At 71.3% G+C, this 19740-nt stretch carries 24 protein-coding genes and 1 tRNA gene; 10 read left to right on the top strand and 15 right to left on the bottom strand.

Translation table 11 applies throughout. From position 1 onward, the window contains the following. Positions 1–44: 44 nt before the first annotated feature. From AC156L_RS39710 to AC156L_RS39700, 3 genes are all read left to right on the top strand, one after another. Positions 45–1094, top strand: a complete 1050-nt coding sequence (locus AC156L_RS39710) for an NAD(P)-binding domain-containing protein (RefSeq protein WP_330876772.1) — start codon at positions 45–47, stop codon at positions 1092–1094. An 88-nt stretch (positions 1095–1182) separates the two neighbouring features. Further along, positions 1183–2253, top strand: a complete 1071-nt coding sequence (locus AC156L_RS39705; protein ID WP_330876773.1) for a sensor histidine kinase — start codon at positions 1183–1185, stop codon at positions 2251–2253. Beyond that, positions 2244–2882 (top strand): response regulator transcription factor, encoded by a 639-nt coding sequence (locus AC156L_RS39700; RefSeq protein ID WP_330876774.1) that lies wholly within the window; start codon positions 2244–2246, stop codon positions 2880–2882. The genes AC156L_RS39705 and AC156L_RS39700 overlap by 10 nt, the downstream gene beginning before the upstream one ends. Here AC156L_RS39700 and AC156L_RS39695 read toward each other — a convergent pair. Both AC156L_RS39695 and AC156L_RS39690 read right to left on the bottom strand, forming a co-directional pair. Then, positions 2867–3502 carry a DedA family protein gene (locus AC156L_RS39695; RefSeq protein WP_330876775.1) on the bottom strand — a complete coding sequence of 212 codons (636 nt, stop codon included), beginning with the start codon at positions 3500–3502 and terminating at the stop codon, positions 2867–2869. The two genes, AC156L_RS39700 and AC156L_RS39695, sit on opposite strands and share 16 nt — an antisense overlap. A 122-nt stretch (positions 3503–3624) precedes the next feature. Continuing rightward, positions 3625–4281 carry a TetR/AcrR family transcriptional regulator gene (locus tag AC156L_RS39690; protein WP_330876776.1) on the bottom strand — a complete coding sequence of 219 codons (657 nt, stop codon included), beginning with the start codon at positions 4279–4281 and terminating at the stop codon, positions 3625–3627. Positions 4282–4339: 58 nt separating this feature from the next. Between AC156L_RS39690 and AC156L_RS39685 the strand changes: the two genes are divergently transcribed. Both AC156L_RS39685 and AC156L_RS39680 read left to right on the top strand, forming a co-directional pair. After that, the gene (locus AC156L_RS39685; RefSeq protein ID WP_330876777.1) at positions 4340–5170 is read left to right on the top strand and encodes an SDR family NAD(P)-dependent oxidoreductase; all 831 of its coding nucleotides are present in this window, start codon (positions 4340–4342) and stop codon (positions 5168–5170) included. Positions 5171–5331: 161 nt separating this feature from the next. After that, positions 5332–5655 (top strand): nuclear transport factor 2 family protein, encoded by a 324-nt coding sequence (locus AC156L_RS39680; protein ID WP_330876778.1) that lies wholly within the window; start codon positions 5332–5334, stop codon positions 5653–5655. Positions 5656–5758: 103 nt separating this feature from the next. On the opposite strand, the gene AC156L_RS39675 is transcribed toward AC156L_RS39680, so the two are convergent. Next, the gene (locus AC156L_RS39675) at positions 5759–6592 is read right to left on the bottom strand and encodes an aldo/keto reductase (RefSeq protein ID WP_330876779.1); all 834 of its coding nucleotides are present in this window, start codon (positions 6590–6592) and stop codon (positions 5759–5761) included. 67 nt (positions 6593–6659) lie between these two features. Further along, positions 6660–7088, bottom strand: a complete 429-nt coding sequence (locus AC156L_RS39670) for a MarR family winged helix-turn-helix transcriptional regulator (RefSeq protein ID WP_330876780.1) — start codon at positions 7086–7088, stop codon at positions 6660–6662. 129 nt (positions 7089–7217) lie between these two features. Here AC156L_RS39670 and AC156L_RS39665 point away from each other — a divergent pair, with 129 nt between their 5' ends. Next, positions 7218–8174: an ATP-binding cassette domain-containing protein gene (locus AC156L_RS39665; RefSeq protein WP_414719910.1), complete on the top strand. Its 957-nt coding sequence runs from the start codon at positions 7218–7220 to the stop codon at positions 8172–8174. Next, positions 8171–8926: an ABC transporter permease gene (locus AC156L_RS39660; RefSeq protein WP_330876782.1), complete on the top strand. Its 756-nt coding sequence runs from the start codon at positions 8171–8173 to the stop codon at positions 8924–8926. Before AC156L_RS39665 ends, AC156L_RS39660 begins: the two co-directional genes overlap by 4 nt. Here the strand turns inward: AC156L_RS39660 and AC156L_RS39655 are convergent. From AC156L_RS39655 to AC156L_RS39645, 3 genes are all read right to left on the bottom strand, one after another. Continuing rightward, on the bottom strand, positions 8923–9876 hold the full coding sequence (locus tag AC156L_RS39655) for an endonuclease/exonuclease/phosphatase family protein (protein ID WP_330876783.1): 954 nt from the start codon (positions 9874–9876) through the stop codon (positions 8923–8925). The genes AC156L_RS39660 and AC156L_RS39655 overlap by 4 nt on opposite strands. A 240-nt stretch (positions 9877–10116) precedes the next feature. Then, positions 10117–10434 (bottom strand): hypothetical protein, encoded by a 318-nt coding sequence (locus AC156L_RS39650; protein WP_330876784.1) that lies wholly within the window; start codon positions 10432–10434, stop codon positions 10117–10119. Positions 10435–10528: 94 nt separating this feature from the next. Beyond that, positions 10529–10602, bottom strand: a tRNA-Leu gene (locus AC156L_RS39645). A gap of 82 nt (positions 10603–10684) precedes the next feature. Here AC156L_RS39645 and AC156L_RS39640 point away from each other — a divergent pair. Beyond that, positions 10685–10906, top strand: a complete 222-nt coding sequence (locus tag AC156L_RS39640; RefSeq protein WP_330876785.1) for a DUF3618 domain-containing protein — start codon at positions 10685–10687, stop codon at positions 10904–10906. Between the two features lie 39 nt (positions 10907–10945). Here the strand turns inward: AC156L_RS39640 and AC156L_RS39635 are convergent, their stop codons facing one another. The 5 genes from AC156L_RS39635 to AC156L_RS39615 form a co-directional block, all read right to left on the bottom strand. Then, complete coding sequence (locus tag AC156L_RS39635; protein ID WP_330876786.1) at positions 10946–11485, bottom strand: Pycsar system effector family protein; 540 nt, start codon at positions 11483–11485, stop codon at positions 10946–10948. 5 nt (positions 11486–11490) lie between these two features. Further along, a complete protein-coding gene (locus AC156L_RS39630) occupies positions 11491–12072 on the bottom strand; it encodes a hypothetical protein (protein WP_330876787.1) in 582 nt (193 codons plus the stop codon). 122 nt (positions 12073–12194) lie between these two features. Further along, the gene (locus AC156L_RS39625) at positions 12195–12821 is read right to left on the bottom strand and encodes a Crp/Fnr family transcriptional regulator (RefSeq protein WP_330876788.1); all 627 of its coding nucleotides are present in this window, start codon (positions 12819–12821) and stop codon (positions 12195–12197) included. A 143-nt stretch (positions 12822–12964) separates the two neighbouring features. After that, a complete protein-coding gene (locus tag AC156L_RS39620) occupies positions 12965–13615 on the bottom strand; it encodes a Crp/Fnr family transcriptional regulator (protein ID WP_330876789.1) in 651 nt (216 codons plus the stop codon). A 142-nt stretch (positions 13616–13757) separates the two neighbouring features. Beyond that, positions 13758–14378, bottom strand: a complete 621-nt coding sequence (locus tag AC156L_RS39615) for a TetR/AcrR family transcriptional regulator (RefSeq protein WP_484407770.1) — start codon at positions 14376–14378, stop codon at positions 13758–13760. A gap of 187 nt (positions 14379–14565) precedes the next feature. Here AC156L_RS39615 and AC156L_RS39610 point away from each other — a divergent pair, with 187 nt between their 5' ends. Continuing rightward, a complete protein-coding gene (locus AC156L_RS39610; protein ID WP_330876791.1) occupies positions 14566–15600 on the top strand; it encodes a zinc-binding dehydrogenase in 1035 nt (344 codons plus the stop codon). Here AC156L_RS39610 and AC156L_RS39605 read toward each other — a convergent pair. Then, complete coding sequence (locus AC156L_RS39605) at positions 15590–16168, bottom strand: TetR/AcrR family transcriptional regulator (protein ID WP_330876811.1); 579 nt, start codon at positions 16166–16168, stop codon at positions 15590–15592. The genes AC156L_RS39610 and AC156L_RS39605 overlap by 11 nt on opposite strands. Before the next feature lie 115 nt (positions 16169–16283). Between AC156L_RS39605 and AC156L_RS39600 the strand changes: the two genes are divergently transcribed. Next, positions 16284–17765 (top strand): flavin-containing monooxygenase, encoded by a 1482-nt coding sequence (locus AC156L_RS39600; RefSeq protein ID WP_330876792.1) that lies wholly within the window; start codon positions 16284–16286, stop codon positions 17763–17765. 53 nt (positions 17766–17818) lie between these two features. On the opposite strand, the gene AC156L_RS39595 is transcribed toward AC156L_RS39600, so the two are convergent. Both AC156L_RS39595 and AC156L_RS39590 read right to left on the bottom strand, forming a co-directional pair. Next, complete coding sequence (locus tag AC156L_RS39595) at positions 17819–18541, bottom strand: type 1 glutamine amidotransferase (protein ID WP_330876793.1); 723 nt, start codon at positions 18539–18541, stop codon at positions 17819–17821. Next, the gene (locus AC156L_RS39590; protein ID WP_330876794.1) at positions 18534–19715 is read right to left on the bottom strand and encodes a MurT ligase domain-containing protein; all 1182 of its coding nucleotides are present in this window, start codon (positions 19713–19715) and stop codon (positions 18534–18536) included. Before AC156L_RS39590 ends, AC156L_RS39595 begins: the two co-directional genes overlap by 8 nt. Positions 19716–19740 lie beyond the last annotated feature (25 nt).

Here is a 19740-nt window from a genome sequence, read left to right as displayed (position 1 = left end):
GGAGGCGACGGAAGCGGGTCCGGGTCCCGTGCGTTCTACCGGGTGTGATCAGCGTGGACGTCGTGGTGGTCGGGGCGGGGCAGGCCGGGCTGTCCGCCGGGTACTTCCTGGGGCGGGCCGGGATCGACCACGTGGTCCTGGACGCCGACCGGGGTCCCGGCGGTGCGTGGCAGCACCGCTGGCCGACGCTGCGGATGGCGACCGTCCACGGCATCCACGACCTGCCCGCGATGCCGTTCGAGGTCGTGGACGAGAACGCGCCCGCCAACGAGGTGCTGCCCGCGTACTTCGCGGACTTCGAGCGCCGCAACGGGATCCACGTCCGGCGGCCGGTGTCCGTGACGGCCGTCCGCGACGGCGGGGACGGCCGACTGCTGGTCGAGAGCGCCGGTGAGACCTGGTCCGCCCGCGCGCTGGTCAACGCCACGGGCACGTGGACCCACCCGTTCTGGCCGCGCTACCCCGGCCAGGAGCTGTTCCGGGGCCGCCAGCTGCACACCGCGAACTACGCGGGGCCCGAGGAGTTCGCCGGGCAGCACGTGGTCGTCGTCGGTGGCGGCTCGTCGGCCGTGCAGCTCCAGCTGGAGATCCAGCAGGTCGCCACGACCACGTGGGTGACCCGCCGCGAGCCGCTGTTCACCGACGAGCCGTTCACCCACGACACCGGTCGCGCCGTCGTGGCGCGGGTCGACGAGGCCGTGCGCGCGGGCCGTCCGCCCGCCAGCGTCGTCAGCGTGACCGGCCTGTTCCGCACCCCGCGGATCCGCGCCGCGCAGGAGGCCGGGCTCATGGACCGGCTGCCGGTGTTCGACCGCCTCACGCCCACGGGTGCGGCCTGGGACGACGGCCGCGAGGTGCGGGCCGACGCGGTCCTGTGGGCCACCGGGTTCCGGGCCGCGATCGACCACCTCGCCCCGCTGAAGCTGCGCGGACCCGGCGGGGGCATCAAGGTCGACGGCACCCGCGTGGTCGCCGACCCGCGCGTCCACCTGGTGGGGTACGGGCCGTCGGCCAGCACCGTCGGCGCGTCGCGCGCGGGCCGCGCGGCCGTGCGGGAGATCAAGGAGCTGCTGGCCCCCGTGCCGGTCGGCTGAGCGCGGCCTCCGCGTCGGCGACGCCCCCACCCGTGGCACGCTTGTCCGCGGCTGCGCGGGGACACGGTGACGAGCGGGGGAACGGCCGGTGGGGACAGCGGTTCGGGTGCTCGCGGGGCTGCTGCTCGGTTTCTGCTGCGCCGTGGTCGAACTGCCGCTGCTCGCGGTCGCCTGGGCGTCCGGTGGTGTGGTCGCGCGGCTCGCGGAGCTGGAACGCCGACGGCTGCTGGTGTTCCTCGGCGTCGACAGCGCGGAACCCCTCGACCGGCAGGCGCTGCGGTTCGTCGTCGTGCGCGCGCTGGTCGGTCTGCTCGGCGGGGTCGTGCTGGCCTGGCTGTGCTACGGGCTCTACTGGGCCGCCGTCATCGCCTGGCGGCTGGCCACCGGTGAACTGGGGCCGTCGAGCCTGGTCGAGGTCGGCTGGACGGCGCTGATCGGCGTCGTCCTGCTGTTCGTGGAGGTGCGGGGGATCCTCGGCGTCGTCGCGCTGGAACGCGCGGTCGCCCACCGGTTCCTCGGTCCCGGCGAGCGGGAACTGCTCCAGCGGCGCGTCGAGCAGCTGGCGCTGAGCCGCGCGGGCGTCGTGGAGGCGGTGGACGCCGAACGGCGGCGCATCGAACGCGACCTGCACGACGGCGTGCAGCAGCGGCTGGTGGCGCTGGGGATGCTGCTCGGGCGCGCCCGGCGGAACCCGGCGAAGGCGGACGAGCTGCTGCGCCAGGCGCACGAGGAGTCCGCGCTGGTGCTGGAGGACCTGCGCGAGGTGGCCTGGCGGGTCTACCCGACGGCGCTCGACTCGCTCGGGCTCGGCGAGGCCCTGGCGGCCGTGGCCGACCGGTCGGCCGTCCCGGTGCGGTTCACCGTCGACCTGGACGGGGAGGTGGCCGCCGCGGTGGGGACGGCGGCGTACTTCGTGGTGTGCGAGGCGGTGACCAACGCGGCGAAGCACTCCGGCGCGAGCGGGATCACCGTGGAGGTTCGTCGGGACGAGGGGGTCGTGAGCGTGCTGGTTCGGGACGACGGACGCGGGGGAGCGGACCCGGACGGCGGCGGCCTCGCCGGACTGGCGCGGCGGGTGGCCGCGCTGGACGGCCGGTTCGGCGTGAGCAGCCCGGTCGGTGGACCGACCTCGATCACCGCGGAACTGCCGTGCGGGTGATCCTGGCCGAGGACTCGACGCTGCTGCGCGAAGGACTGGTGCGGCTGCTGGTCGAGGAGGGGCACGACGTCGTCGCGGCGGTGGGCGACGCCGCCGCGCTGGTGCCCGCCGTCGCCGCCCACCTGCCGGACGTGGTCGTGGCGGACGTGCGGATGCCCCCGACGAACACCGACGAGGGCCTGCGCGCGGCGCTGGAGATCCGCCGCCGCTGGCCCTCGGTCGGGGTGCTCGTCCTGTCGCAGTACGTGGAGAAGCGGTACGCCGTCGACCTGCTCACCGAGCACTCCGAGGGGGTCGGCTACCTGCTCAAGGACCGGGTCGTGCGGGTCGACGAGTTCCTGGACGCCCTGCGGAGGGTCGGGTCGGGCGGGGTCGCGTTCGACCCCGAGGTGGTGCGGCAGCTCCTGTCCCGCACCGGTCGCGAGATCGGCGCGCTGACGCCGCGGGAGCGGGAGGTGCTGGCGGCGATGGCCGAGGGCTGCACCAACGCGACGATCGCCGACCGGTTGCACGTGTCGCGGAGCGCGGTGGAGAAGCACGTGGCGGGCGTGTTCGACAAGCTCGGCCTGTCCTCGGTGGAGGGGCGCAGCCGGAGGGTGCTGGCCGTGCTGCGCTACCTCGGGTCGTGACTCCCCTGCTTGCGCTTGGACAGCCTCGACGTGATGAACCACGCCAGGCCGGTTCCCGCCGCCACGAGGACCGCGGTGGAGACGTAGCCCGCGTACTGCTCGACGAGGTGCCACTTCTCGCCGAGCAGGTAACCGGCCATGATCAGCGTGGTGTTCCAGATCAGGCTGCCCGCCGCTGTCAGGCCGATGAACTTCGGGAGCGGCATCCTCTCGATGCCCGCGGGGATGGAGATGAGGCTGCGGAAGAGGGGGAGCATCCGGCCGAAGAACACGGCCTTGGAACCGTGCTCGGCGAACCAGTCCTCGGTCTTGTCCACGTCGGAGACGTCTACCAGGGGGAGTTTCTTGGCGATGGCCCGGATTCTTTCCCGGCCCAGCAGCGCGCCCAGGTAGTAGAGGGCCAGAGCACCCACGACGGAGCCCGCCGTGGTCCACGTGATCGCCGCCGCCAGGTTCATCCCGCCCCTGCTGGCGGTGAAGCCCGCCAGGGGGAGGAAGAGTTCGCTGGGCAGAGGGGGGAACAGGTTCTCCAGGGCGATGGCTATGCCGGCGCCAGGGGCGCCCAACGTCGTCATCAGGCCCGTTACCCACTCGACGACCGTTGATATGGGGTTGCTCATGTCCTCCAAGCTAGGCAAGGGCTGCTGAGGGGCGCCATGGTGGCGGCCCCCCTGATGGGCTGTGGTTCGTTTCAAGTACCCCTGTCGTGGGCGGGTAAAACGCTTGCGGAATGCCGCGTGCTCTAGCGGGCGAGGCGGTCCAGCAGTTCGCCGAGCAGCGCGTGTTCGCCAGGGGTGAGGTCGCCGGGGTCGTTGTCGACCAGCGCGCGCAACGTCAGTGCGGCGCTCGGACGGGTCGCGGGGGCGTCGGCGGAGGGCGTGTGCAGGACTCCGGCCAGCGCGGCCTCGCGGACGCGTCCGGACAGTTCGAAGTCGGGCTCCGGCTGGCTGATCAGGGTGAGCGTGATGCCGACGTTGGCGGCGAGCACCTGTTCGGCGGCGTCGTCCGCGGGCACCTTGAGCAGGCCTCGGGCGGCGGCGGCGGTGAACCGCTCGCGCAACGCGGCGTGCGCGGGAGCGGTGATGGCGCAGGGCTTGCCCGGCTCGGCACGGCCGTACAGCAGCCCGTAGAACGACGGGTGCTCCAGCCCGAACCGCACGTGCCTGTCCCAGCCCTCGCGCAGGTCGCTCAGCGGGTCACCGGAGCTCTCGACCGCCGTGTACTGGGTGAAGCCGTGGTTCACCACGGCGTCGATCAGGCCCTGCTTGCTGCCGAAGTGGTGGTACAGCGTCGGGGCCTGCACCCCGGCGCGTTCGCACACCGCCCTCGTGGACACCGTGCCGCCACCCTCCAGCAACTCCGCCGCGGCGAGCAGGAGTCGATCCCGTGCGTTCTGCATGGTTGCTATAGTAGCTCATGTAGCGCTACATTGCCGTCTATAGCGAAAGGGGAAGTCCATGAAGACATGGTTCATCACCGGTGGGACGCCCGGAGGGTTCGGCCAGGTCTACGCCGAGGCCGCCCTTGAACAGGGCGATCAGGTGGTGTTGACCGCACGTCGGCCCTCTGAACTGCAAGAATGGGCTGAACCGCACGGCGACCGCGTGCTGGTCCTCCAGCTCGACGTCACCGATGCCGAGCAGGTGCGTGCAGCGGTCAAGGCGGCGGAGGAGCGGTTCGGCGGGATCGACGTGCTCGTCAACAACGCGGGCCGTGGCTGGTACGGCTCGGTCGAGGGGACCCCTGACGAGACGATCCGCCGCACGTTCGACCTCAACCTGTTCGCCGTGGTCGAGGTGATCCGCGCGGTCCTGCCGGGTATGCGGGCACGCGGCGACGGCTGGATCGTGACCATGTCGTCGGTGGCAGGCCTCGTCGGCGCACACGGCTTCGGCTACTACGCGGCGGCGAAGTTCGCGGTCGAAGGACTGTCGGAGGCACTGCGCCACGAGGTTGAGCCGTTCGGCGTGCGCGTGCTCGTCGTGGAGCCGGGAGCGTTCCGCACCAAGGCCTTCGCCTACTTCCAGAACGAGCCCGTCAACGAGACCGTCGACGCCTACGTGCCGATGGTCGAGGGCGTCAAGGCGGCGTTCGTGGACCACAACGGCAAGCAAGCGGGTGACCCCGAACGCGGAGTGCGGGCCGTGATCAGCGCGATGAACGCACCCGTTCCGCCGCACCGGATCGTGCTCGGCAACTCCGGCTACGACGCCGTTGTCGCGATGCACGAGAACGCGCTCGCGGAGCTGCGCGCGAACGAGGAGCTCTCCCGCGGAGCGGACTTCTGAGCCTGGTGCCGACTCGACCCCTGGTCGGGACTCCGAGCTGATCACCGCGCCGCACGGCCCGTGCCGGGTTGCCACCCGCATCGCCACCGTGCCATCGAGGTGCCGCAAGAACGTGCCCGCACGCGCCCGCGTGCGGGCCACCGAGAAACCGGAGAGCGGACATGAACCAGATCACCCTTCCCGAGGCCGTCGAGAACTTCGTCGCGGCCACCAACGCGCACGACGTGAACGCGCTGGCCGCGGTCTTCGGCGACGGGGCCACCGTGCGCGACGACGGGACGACCTACACCGGCGGGGCCGAGATCCGCGAGTGGATCCAGGGACACCTGATCAACCCCAAGATCGTGCTCACGCCCACCGCGTTCGCGGACGACCGGCTGGTGGCCGCCGGGGACGGTGAATTCCCCGGCGGGCCTCTGTCCTTCGCGTTCGTGTTCGGCATCGAGGACGACCAGGTCACCGACCTCGCGATCGACCCCGTCTGACTCGTCACCGGCCGGGCGGCCTGAGGGCTGCCCCGGCCGTGAACGGGGGAGCGGCCGCGGGCGCCATCACCGGTTCAGGGCAGGTGCCGGCCTGCTGCGGGTCTCATGCCGTCAGCGCGGTGAACTGCGCGTCCGTCAAGGTGATGTTCTCGGCCTTGAGGTTGTCCTCCAGGTGGGGGATCGAGGCTGTGCCAGGGATCGGCAGTGTCACCGGGGAGCGCTTGAGCAGCCAGGCCAGTGCTATTTGGGAGCGGGTGGCGCCGTGCTCCTGCGCTGTTCTTGCCACCCTGGCGTTGTCCGTCAGCAGTGTGCCCTTGGCCAGGGGGCTGTAGGGGATGAAGGCGATGGTGTTGGCCGTGCAGTGGTCCAGTACCTGTTCTGAGGTGCGGAGGGTGAGGTTGTAGCGGTTCTGCACCGAGCTGATGGGGGCGAACTCGCAGGCTGCCTCGATCTCGTCGACGGTCACCTCGCTGAGGCCGATGTGGCGGAGCTTCCCCTCCTGGCGGAGCAGGGCCAGTTCGCCGATCTGGTCCGACAGGGGGATCTTGTGGTCGATCCTGTGCAGCTGCATCAGGTCGATCTGCTCCAGACCCAGGTGGCGGAGGCTCAGTTCGGTTTGTTGGCGCAGGTATTCGGGGCGGCCCACCGCTGTCCACTGGCCTGGGCCCTGACGGGTGAAGCCGACCTTCGTGGCGATGACCAGGTTCGCCGCGTAGGGGTGCAGCGCCTCCTTGATGAGCTGGTCGGCGATGAACGGGCCGTAGGCGTCCGCCGTGTCGATCAGCGTGACGCCCAGTTCCACGGCGCGTCGCAGTACGGCCAGTGCGCCTTCCGGGTCCCGGGATTCGCCCCACACGCCAGGGCCGGGGAGTTGCATGGCGCCGTAGCCGAGGCGGTTCACCTCCAGGTCGCCGCCGATGGTGAACGTGCTGGTCATGTGTTCTCCCGTGGTCGGTGGACGTTCGGTCCAACCTACGTCGGCAGCGGTGTCGGGGCCGTGCCTCCTACAGCCAGGCCTCGTCGTCGGTGGCGGTGGCCAGGACCCGTTGCAGCAGCGTGCGCAGTGCTTCCCGGTCCCGGGTCGAGACGCCTCGCAGGAACTGCGCCTCGGCGCGGGCCAGCGGGCCCCCGGCGTCGGCCAGCAGGCCTGCTGTTCCCAGGGTCAGCGCGAGCCTGCGGGTGCGGCCGGACGCGCCCGGTTCGCGGACCAGGTGGCCGTCGCGTTCCAGCTCGTCGACCATCCCGTGCAGCGACTGCCTGGTGATGCCCAGTTGGCGGGCCAGGTCGGCGATGGTCAGTTCCGGTTCGGCGCGGAGCTGGGCCAGCAGGCCGAACTGCCGGACGGTCAGGCCGTGCGGGCGGAGTTCCGCGTCGGCCAGGCGTGACGCGATGGTGTTGGCGTAGGCGAGGAGGTACGGAATGGGTGCGCGCATTCGTTGATTGTCAGGGCTCCTGACGGAAACGTGAAATGTTGCCCTATTCTTCTCGGGCTTCCGCATCCCACCCATCGGTCGGCGCCTACTCCGGCGCGGCTGGCGCATGCCCGGAACCAGGAGGGTTCGTTGATTCACACACGGGGGTTGACCAGGCATTTCAAGGTCAAAAGACGGATCGTGGAGGCGGTGAGAGGGCTTGATCTCGATGTGGGGAAAGGGGAGCTGGTCGCGTTCCTCGGGCCCAACGGTGCGGGCAAGTCGACGTCGCTCCGGATGTTGACGACATTGCTCCGGCCGACTTCGGGCGAGGCCCGGATCGCGGGGCACGACGTTCGGGCCGACCCCGCCGCCGTGCGCAGGCGCATCGGCTACGTGGGCCAGGGCAACGGCGCCGGGCACTACTTCCGGGTTCGCGACGAGCTGGTGACCCAGGGCCGCTGCTACGGGTTCGGCGCGGCGGAATCGCGGCGGCGCGCGGACGAACTGCTCGGCACGATGGAGCTGGAGGACCTGGCCGACCGGGACGCGGGGTCGCTGTCCGGTGGGCAGCGGCGGCGGCTCGACATCGCGCTCGGCCTGGTCCACCAGCCGGACCTGCTGTTCCTGGACGAGCCGTCGTCCGGGCTGGACCCGCAGAACCGGGCGAACCTGTGGGAGCACGTCCTGCGGCTGCGCGACCGGTTCGGCACGACCGTCTTCCTCACCACCCACTACCTGGAGGAGGCCGACACCAAGGCGGAACGGGTCGTGGTGATCGACCACGGACGGGTCATCGCCGACGGCACGGCCGAGCGGCTGAAGGCCGACCTGGCGGGTGACCACCTGGTCGTCCGGACCGACAACCCGGCCAGGGCAGCGCGGATCGCCGACCGGATCCCGCTGGTGCGGGACGTGGTGACCGACGGCGACGCGCTCCGGCTGAGGGTGCCCGACGGCGCCGCCGCGCTGCCCGTGCTGCTGCGCGCGCTCGACGCCGCCACGGTGGACGTGTGGACCGCCGAGGTCCTGCGGCCCACGCTCGACGACGTGTTCCTCGCCCTCACCGGGCGCAGCCTGCGCGAGGCGGAAGGGGTTCCCGCATGAGGTTCGCGACCGAGACCGGGATCGTGTTCGCCAGGGAGGTGCGGCCCAACCTGCGCAACCCCGCCGGGATCGTGTTCGGCATGGCCCAGCCGGTGGTGTTCCTGGTCCTGTTCGGCTCGTTGCTGTCCGGGATCTCGTGGGGCGGCGACGGCGCGGCCTGGCAGTGGTTCGTGCCGGGGATGCTGATCATGCTGGGCCTGGGCGGCACGGTGTCCGCCGGATACATGCTGATGACCGAGATGACCGGCGGCTCGCTCGACCGGATGCTCGTCACGCCGGTCAGCCGGTCGGCGATGCTGGTGGGGCGAACGGCCAAGGAGGTCGTGCTGCTGGTCGCGCAGTCCGTGCTGATCGTCCTCGTGGTGCTGCCGTTGGGCTTCGAGCTGCACCTCGTCGGCGCGCTGGTCGCGTTGCTGCTGCTGGCCGTCATCGGCGTCGGGCTCGGCGCGTTCTCCTGCGCGCTCGCGGTCCTCGCCCGCAAGCAGGAGTCGCTGTTCTACCTCGTCCAGCAGACCCTGGTGTTCCCGCTGCTCATGCTCTCCGGCGTGCTCCTGCCGCTCGACGGGGCGCCCGCGTGGATGCGCGCGCTGTCGCGGGTCAACCCGCTGACCTACGTCGTCGAGGCCGAACGGGCGCTGTTCGCCGGACAGCTCTCCGGGACGGCCGTGCTCCACGGCGTCCTCAGCGCGGTCGCCTTCGCGGTGGCCGGGGTGCTCGTCGGCGCTCGCGCGATGCGGTTCACCGGCGACTAGAGCAGGGCCAGTTCCGCGAAGACCAGCCGGTGGTCGGAGCCGGGCAGGGTCCGCTCGTCCGTCCTGACGGCCGCCAGCCCCCGGCCGTGCAGCACGTGGTCCAGCTGCACCACCGGCGGCAGCACGCTGTCGGCGGGCCAGGTCGGAGCCCAGCCGTTCCCGAGTTCGGCGTGGGCGTCGACCAGGCCCGCCGACAGCAGGTCCCGCATCAGCGCGTGGTCGAGGGTGGCGTTGAAGTCGCCGAGCAGCACGGAGTCCTCACCGGCCGAGGCCCGCAACGCCGTCAGGTCCGCGGCCCACAGGCCGGGATCGCCCGTCGGGTAGTACGTGTGCACGGCGACGAACCGGACGGCCCGCCCGTTCACGTCGACGGTGGCGGTCGTCTGCGGCCACGTCGTCGGCGCGGCCAGCGGACCGCTCGCCGTGAACGGCAGTCGCGAGTAGAGCGACGAGTCGTCCCTCGGCCGCAGTTCCCGGTGGGGCATCAGCTCCCGCAGGCCCGCGTCGTCCAGCGCGGGGATCGCCTCGGGCGGCAGTTCCTCCACCGCCAGCACGTCCACGCGCTCCGCGCGCACGAAGTCGACCAGCGCGCGCGGGTCCACGCCGCCGAGGTGCGCGTTGATCGTGGCCACCCGCAGCCGCGGCGCGTCGGCGGGCACCTCGACCCCGTCGGAGGTGAAGCGGGGCGCCAGCCACACGACCTGGACGACCAGCAGCACGAGCGCGATCCCGCCCGGCCACCGCGCCCCCGCCACCGCGAGGACCACCGCCACCACGGCCGTCACCACGGCGGCGTACGGCACGCCGACCACCACGGCCGAGAACACCGTGCCCGCGTCCAGCCCGGTGGCGCGCACGAGCAGCAGCGCGGCGACACCCGCCAGCACCACCGCGCACGCGCCGAGCACGACCGAGCGCGCGCGCCGTCGGGGAGGGTCGGTGACGGCCACGGGTTCTCCGGTTCCACAGGCCGACTCTCGACGGCGACGTCCTGGCCGTGCCGGCGCGGGTGGACACCGCCTTCACCGCTGGGCAGTCGCGGAGGGGCCTGGCGCGGCACTCCGAGGAGGGTATCCGCACGGTGCCGCGGTGCTCGGTCGAGCTGGAGGCCCTCTCCGGTCGGCGAGCACCCCAGGGGGACGAAGGGCCGAAGTGCTGTCGCGGGGGTTACCGCGGAAGAGTCGGCCCCGTCACACCTTCGGGGGACCCGAGTCCAGGTCCAGGGCGAGCTGGCCCGGTCGGTCGCCGTCCTCCGCGGTGCCGCGCATCCCGGACTTCGCGCACCGGCCGCAGTCCACGGGCGAGCGGGTCGGCTTGAAGCGGGTGAAGTCCCAGCCGCCGGTGCCGACGTGGCAGCCGGGGCCGGGGACGGAAACGCCCAGCCAGTCCTGGAGGCGGACCGCGTGCACGACGGTCGAGCCCTGGAGGTAGCCGTTGTCGTCCCTGGCGAAGCGGGCTCGGGCGTCGGCCGCGGGCCCGGCGAGCGTGTCGTGCAGCGAGGGGCTCACGTGGTGTCCTCCGACTCGGCCTGGGTGCTCCGAGCGCGTCGCGCGCCGAGCGGCTGCCCCGCCCGCCGGGGAACCGGGGGCGGGGTGCCGGGGATGGGGCCGGAGAGACTCGAACTCTCACTGGCACGGACCTAAACCGTGTGCCTCTGCCAATTGGGCTACGGCCCCCTTCGGCAAGCCTATCGACACGCCCCGGCCGCTGACCAACTACGGTGGGGCAAGCCCCAGGGCACCGCTGACAGGAGGACATGTGGCTCGCGACCCCGACACCATCCAGCGTGAGATCGAGCAGGCACGCGACGCGCTGGCCACGACGCTGGACGAGCTGGGCACGAGGGCCAACCCCCAGCGCTTCGTCGATGAGGGCAAGGCCAGCGTGCGCGCCAGGTTCGACGACCCGAAGGTCCGCTACGCGCTCATCGCGGTGGGCGTCGTCGTCGGGCTGCTGGTCGTGCGCAAGCTGTTCCGCTGACCTGCTGGTCCAGCGGGCCGCCCGGCCCGCTGGACCGCTCTACGGCGTGAGCAGGAACCAGGTGAACAGGCTGAGCGCGCCGATCGCCCAGGCGACCAGCGCGAGCGTGAGCCAGCGGTACTTCCTGCGCACGATCACGGCCAGGTTGTGCGCGGCCAGCCAGGCCTCGTCGGCCGTCCGATTGCTCCTGGCCAGCTCGCGCACGGGCGTGGTGGCGACGAACGGCCACGAGTAGCGCGAGCCGGTGTTGCCCAGGACCCGCGGCCGGAGCGTCGCCGTCAGCGCGACCACGGCGACCGGCACGGCCACCAGCGCCCCGGTGATCAGCACCGCCCGCACCCACTCCTGCCAGGTCGACGGCGAGAACGAGGCGCGGACCGCCGAGCGCTGACCGACGAGCGTCGTGCCGAGGAAGATGGTCGCGGTCGCCAGCAGCCCCGCCTTCGTGTCGGCGTTCGCGACCCACCCGCTGAACTGGGCGATGACGAACCGCGCCTCCCCCACGTCGTCGCGCCTGCTCCGCACCGACTTCACGACGGGTGCGCGGCGGGCGCCCAGGTCGGGTCTGGCCCGTCGCACGACCTTCACGAGGACCGCCGGGGCACGTGGATCCAGGCGTGGTCGTCGATCTCCTTCACCACGAACGGCACCCTCCGGAACTCGAAGTGGTCCACCAGGACGGGGTCCGGGCGGACGACGGTGCGGAACCACACGTCGGACACGACGACGACCAGGTTCGCGTCGGGCTCCGCGGCCAGCGCCTCCCGCGCGGACGGGAGGTCGGCGAGCCTGCACGCGGTGTTGAGGTCCCGGCCGATCCAGCCCCGCCCGTCCCGCGCGACCTCGCCCGCGTGCAGGGCCAGCCGCAGCCGCATCCTCGCGGGCTCGCTGCTGCGGCGGGCGTGTCTGGTCAGCTCCCGGTCGAGGTGCTGGACCAGGGCGTCGCCGATGTTGCGCTTCGGCGCGGTGCCCGGCACCAGCAGGATGACGCTGTCGCCGCGGTCCTGGGTGAGGCTCGGCGTGAACGGGACGTCCGCCTTCGCCAGCGACGTCTGCAAAACCCAGTAGAGCTCGTTGCGCAGCCATCTCTGGTCCTCGTCGGAACGCCGTCCGTACCCTTCGATGTCGGCGATGACGAACGAGTGGTGAGTCGGGTTTTCGTCCATGGAGAGACGCGATCTCCTTCGACACGAGGCCCGGTGCGCCGGAGCGCGCCGGGCTGCTTGAGCTGACGCGACCACTGTCGCCGACCCGGACAAACCTTTACCCGCACTTTGGCGGGACGGGATCAGTGGGAATCTGCTATGAGCCGCAGGGCTTCGGTGTCGAGCAGGGTGATCCGCTGCTGCTCGGCGGCCACCAGTCCGTCGACGATCAGCTGCCGCATCTGCTTGTCGGCCGTGCTGGGCGGCATGGAGGCCAGCGACCCCAGTTCCGCCCGCTTCAGGGGGATCTTCAGCTCCCACCGCGGTTCCGCTTCCCAACCGCCCATCGTGGCGATCTCGATCAGCACCCTGGCCAGCTTCGCACGGGCGTTGCGGCCGAAGAAGTCGACCCTGAGCTGGTCGGAGGACCGCCAGCGCTCGCTCACCATGCGCTGCACCTGGACGTCGACCTCCGGCACGCGCTTCAGCTCGTTGAGGGCGATGGTGCGGACCAGCACCTCGCCGCAGGCGATGACGCTCGCGGACCTCGGGTTCTTGTCGATGCCCGCCTGCTCGCCGACGAGGTCGCCGCGGACCCGGATCGCCAGCAGCGTCGGACCGTACTCGCTGTAGGCGACCACCTTGACCGTTCCCCGCAGCACGACGACCACGTGGTCGTTGGAGGCCCCCTGCTCCAAGATCCGTTTGTCGTTCTCGTAGGTGCGCGCGGTGCCCAATTTCAGCAACTGCGCCCGGCTTTCGTTGCTCAACCTGCCCAGCAATGTCGTCTTCGGCCAATCGGGGGTACGGCCGTGTGGCTGCTGGACTATGGCCGTCCCCCCTTTCGCTGCGCAATTGGGCGAGCGATTTCGAGACTACTGTGGAATGCGGCAGGACGTGTCCGCAATAGTGCTCAGCGCGAATCGGCCACGCGTTGCAACTCGGCCATGTTCAGCAGCGACGTCTTGCGGTACGCGGTCCGCACGAGACCGGCCTCCAGCAGCTTGCGCATCTGCTGCTCGACCGTGCGCCTGGCGATGCTCGCGAGCGACCCCAGCTCCTCCTGGGTGAGCGGGATGGTGATCTCCCACGTCTCCTCGTGCTCCCAGCCGCACGTCTTGGCGACCTCCACCAGCACGCGGGCGACCCTGGCGTGCGCCTTGAGCGCGAGGAAGTCCACCCGCCGCTGGTCGGCCCACCGCAGGCGTTCGCTCATCATGCTGCGCAGCTGCTGGTCGGCGTCCGGCGTGCGCTTGAGGAACGCCTCGAACTCGCCGCGGCCGATGGACTGGGCCAGCACGTCCCCGCAGGCGATCACGCTCGCGGAGCGCGTCTTCCGGTCGATCACGGACTGCTCGCCGACGAGGTCGCCGCGGATCCGGATCGCCAGCAGCGCCGTCGGCCCGTGCTCGCTGTGGACCACGACCTTGACCGCGCTGGTGAGCAGCAGCACCACGTTGTCGCCGGGTTCGCCGTGGGTGAGGATCACGTCGCCGTCGCGGTAGGCCACGGTCGTGCCCAGCGCCAGCAGCCTGTCGCGGGTGGGCGGGCGCAACTGGCCCAACAGCGTCGCCTTCGGCCAAGCGGGCGTACGTCGCTGCTGTGGCTGGACTATGGCAGCCTCCCAATTGCGCGACACTATTGGCTGATGTTCCCGACAATACTGTCGAATACGCCCCGCCGTGTCCGCAATAGTGCTGCCCTGATCAGTTTTGCTTGCCGACCAGTGGGAGCAGGACCTGGTCCACGACCTTGTCCACGAACGGCTGGTCCAACGGGTCGCCGGTGAGCATGAGCCGGTAGATCAGCGCGGCGCCCGCGAGTTCGACGGTCAGGCCGAGCGGGGCGTGGGGTCGAATTTCTCCGCGTTCGAGGGCGTGTTCCAGAATTCCTCGCAGCACGTCGCGCTGGGAAATGAGGAACGTTTCCCGAAATGCCGTCGCGAGTTCCGGTTCGTGCGGGAGTTCGCCGACGAGGGCCTGCGCCGCCTTGCCGATGGGGCCCGACAGGAATGCGGCGAACGAGCTGAGGAACTCGCGCAGGTCCTCGGCCAGCGACCCGGTGTCGGGCGCGGCGAGGTTCTGGCTCGCGAGCTGGGTGCAGGTGTCGATCACCAGGTCCAGTTTGGACTCCCAGCGCCGGTAGATCGTCGCCTTGCCCGCGCGGGCCCTGGCGGCGACGGCGTCCATCGTCAGCGCGCGGTAGCCGACCTCCGCCATGACCTCCAGCGCGGCTTGGCGCAGGGCGTCGTCCCGGCTCGCGTCACGCGGCCTTCCGCGCTGGGGTGAGCGGGATTCTTCGCTGAACGCCGGTGTGGCCAAAACCACGCCACCTTTCTCCTGCACGGGCACGGTTGAAACATCCTAGGCGTGTTCTTCCCGTTCCAGGTGCACCTCCCGCACTCCGAACAAAACCCGAACACGAATGTGATTCGTAAAAGCGGGTCACCTGGGCGTGAACCCTTCGGAGGGGTCAGGATGGACTCGAACGGAGACGGCGACACGAGGGGGAGCGGTGCGAGCGACCACCATCCACGGACCCGGTGACATCCGGGTGGAAGACGTGCCCGACGCCGCGCTGGCCGAGCCGACCGACGCCGTGGTCCGGGTCGAGCTGGCCTGCGTCTGCGGCAGCGACCTCTGGGCGTACCGCGGCGTGTCCGAGCGGCAGCCCGGCCAGCGGATCGGGCACGAGTTCGTCGGCGAGGTGGTCGACGTCGGCTCCGAGGTCGCGTCCGTGCGCGTCGGGGACCGGGTCATCGCCCCGTTCACCTGGAGCGACGGCACCTGCGCGTACTGCGCGGCCGGCGTGCAGACCTCGTGCCCCAACGGGGGCATCTGGGGGCAGCGGGGGCACGACGGCGGCCAGGGCGAGGCGGTCCGCGTCCCGCAGGCCGACGGCACCCTGGTGCGGGTGCCGGGGGACGCCGACGCGGCGCTGCTGCCCGCGTTCCTCTCGCTGTCGGACGTGATGGGCACCGGCCACCACGCCGCGCTCGCCGCCGGGGTCGTGCCGGGCTCGGTCGTCGCCGTGGTCGGCGACGGCGCGGTGGGCCTGTGCGGCGTCCTGGCCGCCTCCCGGCTGGGTGCGGAGCGCGTCATCGCCCTGGGGCGCCACGAGGACCGCGCCGCCGTCGCCAGGCTGTTCGGCGCCACCGACCAGGTGTCCGAGCGCGGCGGGGCGGCGGTGGAACGGGTCCGCGAGCTGACCGGCGGCCTCGGCGCGTCGGCCGTGCTGGAGTGCGTGGGCACCGCGCAGTCGTGGGAGACCGCGCTCGGCGTCGTGCGCGACGGGGGGCGCGTCGGGTACGTGGGCGTGCCGCACGGCCCGGAAGGCCTGTCGCTGAAGGACCTGTTCGGCCGCAACGTCGGCGTGAGCGGCGGGGTCGCCCCGGTCCGCCAGTACCTGCCGGAGCTGCTGGCGGACGTGCTGGCCGGTCGGCTGGACCCGTCCCCGGTGTTCGACCGCGCGGTGCCGCTGGAGGAGGTCGCCGACGCCTACCGGGCGATGGAGGACCGCAAGGCGCTGAAGGTGGTCCTCAAGCCGTGAGGCGCGACGCCACGCCCCGCCACACCACGGTCATCACGTAGTCGGTGGCGAGCGCGGGCCCCACCTCGGGCCTGCGCTCGCACCACAGCGCGAGCCGCTCGCACGACCCGACGACGATCTCCGCGAACGCCTCGGCCTCCAGCGGTTCGAGGTCGGGCGAGAACCCGGCGATCACCGCGCTGATCAGCGCGGTCTGCTGGGTCCGGATGCCCTCGATCTCCTCCTCGGCCGACGGCACGGTGATCGCGGCCTCCTGCCGCAGCAGCGCCCAGGACTGGCGGTGGTCGACGATGAACTCGAAGAACGCCAGCAGGCCCTTGCGCAGCAGGTCCTCCGGGTCCGCGGCGCCGACGATGGCGTTCTCGGTCTTCGTCCGCAGCTCGGCCCGCGCCCGCTGGATGCAGCCGATCAGCAGGCCTTCCTTGGAGCCGAAGTACTCGTAGAGCATGGGCTTCGAGACGCCCACGCGCTCCGCGATCTCGTCCATGGAGGTGGCCAGGTAGCCCTGCTCGGCGAACACCACCTCGGCCACGTCGAGCATCTGGGCCTTGCGCTCCGCCTTGGGCATGCGACGCCTGCGCACGGGCTGGGTGCTGGTCACCCCCGAAGGGTACTACCGCTAGTAACTTACTTCGAGTAACCTACCGGCGAGTACATAGTCGGACCGCGGAGGTTGCGCACTGATGGGCACGCACCGGGAGACCGAAACCCTGATCGTCGGCACGGGCTTTTCGGGGCTGGGCATGGCGATCGAACTCAAGCGCACGGGCAGGCACGACTTCGTCGTCCTGGAGAAGGCGTCCGACCTCGGCGGCACCTGGCGCGACAACCGGTACCCCGGCTGCGCGTGCGACGTGCAGTCCCACATGTACTCGTACTCCTTCGAGCTGAACCCGAACTGGTCGCGGGCGTTCGCCGAGCAGCCGGAGATCTGGGCCTACCTCCAGGGCGTCGCGGACAAGTACGGCCTGCGCCCCCACATCCGGTTCAACACCGAGTTCACCGGCGCGCGCTGGGACGAGGACGCGAAGACCTGGCACGTCTCCACGGGCACCGGCGACACGTACACGGCCAAGGCGCTGGTGATGGGCGTGGGCGCGCTGCACGTCCCCAACGTGCCGACGCTGCCCGGCGTGGAGCGCTTCCGCGGCGCGGTGTTCCACTCGGCGCGCTGGGACCAGTCCTACGACCTGGCAGGCAAGAGGGTCGCCGTGGTCGGGACCGGCGCCAGCGCGATCCAGTTCGTGCCCAAGATCGCCGATCAGGTGGAGTCGCTGGAGATCTTCCAGCGGACGCCGCCGTGGATCATGCCGAAGGCCGACCGGCCCATCGGCGAGCGCGAGCACCGGGTGTTCAAGCGGGTCCCGTTCGCGCAGCGGCTGTACCGCGACCTCGTCTACTGGACGCGGGAGTCGACCGCGCTGGGCTTCGCGGTGAACCCGAAGATCATGAAGCTGGCGCAGGGGATCGCCAAGCGGCACATGGCCCACCAGGTCCCCGACCGCGCCCTGCGGGAGAAGCTCACCCCGGACTACACGATGGGGTGCAAGCGGGTGCTGATCTCCAACGACTACTACCCGACCCTGTCCAGGCCCAACGTCGACCTGGTCACCGACGGGATCGCCGAGGTGCGGGAGAACTCCGTCGTCGACACCGCCGGGGTCGAGCACGAGGTGGACGCGATCATCTACGGGACCGGGTTCCACGTGATCGACGCGTTCGGCTACCTGTCGATCACCGGCAAGGACGGCCGGGACCTGGCGAAGGAGTGGCAGGAGCAGGGCATCCAGAGCCACTTCGGGATCACCGTCGCCGGGTTCCCGAACTTCTTCTTCCTGCTCGGGCCGAACACGGGGCTGGGGCACAACTCCGTCGTGTTCATGGCCGAGTCGCAGATCAAGTACGTCTCGCAGTGCCTGGGGATGCTGGACCGGGCCGACGAGCTGGAGGTCCGGCCCGAGGTCCAGCGGCGGTTCAACGAGGAGATCCAGCGGAAGCTGAGCCGCGGCGTGTGGACCGAGGGCGGCTGCCGGAGCTGGTACCTGGACGCGCAGGGCGTGAACCGGACCATCTGGCCCGGTTTCACCTGGCGCTACTGGATGCGCACCAGGAAGGTGCGGGCCGACGACTTCGTGCTGTCGACCAGGGCCCGCGTACGCGTGTGAGACGGCGGGAGGGGGCGTGTCCGGTGTGGACACGCCCCCTCCCGCGCGAGAACTCAGGCTTCGACGCGCTGCCCGGCGGCCTTGGACCGCTCCGCCCGCAGCCGGGTGACGGCGGGCAGGTCCAGCGGGGCGGGCTTGACCCCGGTGGCCCACTCGATCAGCAGGTCGGCGATCTGCGGGTTGCGCGGCAGCACGGGCCCGTGGAGGTACGTGCACAGGATCTTGCCCTGCACCGCCCCCTCCACCTTCCCGTCGTTGCCGGTGCCCACGGTCACGTGCGCCAGCGGCTGGGCGGCCGGACCGAGTTCCGTGCGGCCCTGGTGGTTCTCGAAGCCCGTGAGGAACCCCTCGAACAACCCGTTGGCCGGCTTGGCGAGCACCTCGCCGATGGCGCGGGAGCCGCCCGCGTACGACACGGAGTCGATCAGCCCGAGCCCTGGGTGGGTCACGTCGTCGGCGCGGGTGAACTTCTCGCCGAAGATCTGGATCCCGGCGCACACGCCCAGCACCACGGCCCCGCGCGCGGCGGCGCGCTGGAGGCCGGGGTTGTCGCGCAGGTGGCGCACGGCCAGCGTCTGCGCCGTGTCCTCGCCACCGCCGACGACGTAGATGTCGCAGGAGTCCGGCACGGCCTCGCCGAAGTTGACCGACACGATCTCCGAGGAGATGCCGCGCCACGCCAGGCGCTTGTCGAGGACCACGGCGTTGCCGAAGTCCCCGTACGTGCCCAGCAGGTCGGGCAGGACCAGGGCGATCCGAACAGCGGAGTCACTCACTGGCGGACCTCGCGTTCAGGTCGCGGAAGGCCGTGTAGTTCGCGATCACCTCGACCGCCCCCTTGGGGAGCGCGTCGATGGCCAGCAGGGGGTCGGGCACGATCTGGTGTTCCACCTCGGCGTAGGTCAGGCGCACCGCGAGGTCGGTGGCCCGCTCGCCGGAGGCGATGACGGTCCGGCCGCGCAGCCGCTCGAACGGGACGTCCCACAGCCACGACAGGTCGCGGCCGTCGGCCTCGTTGGCGTTGATCACGAGCACGGCGGGGTGGTCGGACTCCTTGACCACCGTCAGCGTCTCGCTCCAGCCCGCCGGGTTCTTCGACAGCAGCAGCCTGGCGGTGTGCCCGCTGCGCTGGATCGTCCGGTACCGGCCCGCGACGTTGGAGACGCCCCGCAGGCGGCGGACGGCCTCCTCGATCTGCACACCCATCGTCGCGGCGGCGGCCGTGGCCATCACCGCGTTCGCCTGGTTGAACTTGCCGGGCAGGCGGAGCTGGAGCGCGACCTTGCTGGCGTTCGGCGCGATCAGGAAGCCGTCCGTGGTCACCCAGTCCGGCTTGGGCCGGGCCAGGTCGCAGGTGCTGCACGTCCAGTGCTCGCCCTGCCAGCGGATCGGCTCGCCGCACCGGGGGCACGACGCCGAGTCGTGGTGCCAGCCGGTGCCGGTGGCGACCCAGACGACGCGGTGGGCGTCCTTGGCCGCCGACGTCACCATGATGTCGTCGCAGTTCGCGATCACCGTGCAGCGCAGCTTGGAGATCACGTCGCGCAGGGAGCGCTCGATCGTGCGCACCTCGCCGACGCGGTCCAACTGGTCGCGGCTCAGGTTCAGCAGCACCACGACGTCCGGCTGGGCCGCCGCGGCGACGGCGGGGAAGTACCCCTCGTCGACCTCCAGCACCGCGTACGGCGCGTCGGGCTGCTTGCTCAGCGCGGTCACGTGCCCGTCGGGCATGTTGGCACCGCTGTGGTTGGTGGCCACCTCGCCGAGCGCGGTCACGGCTCGGCTGAGCATCATGGTGCTGGTGGTCTTGCCGTTGGTGCCGGTCACCAGGGCGACCCGCCTGCCGGACGTCAGGCGCCGGAGCGCCTGCGGGTCCAGCTTCAACGCCACCCGGCCACCGATCATGCCGCCTGCGCCGAGCCCCATCTTCTGGGACAGCTTCGAACTCATGTTGCCCAAGCGCACGGCAGCCGCG

It is taken from the genome of Umezawaea sp., assembly GCF_057122925.1.
Note: the sequence above shows the minus strand (reverse complement) of the source record. Positions and strands in the feature narration are given on the sequence as shown.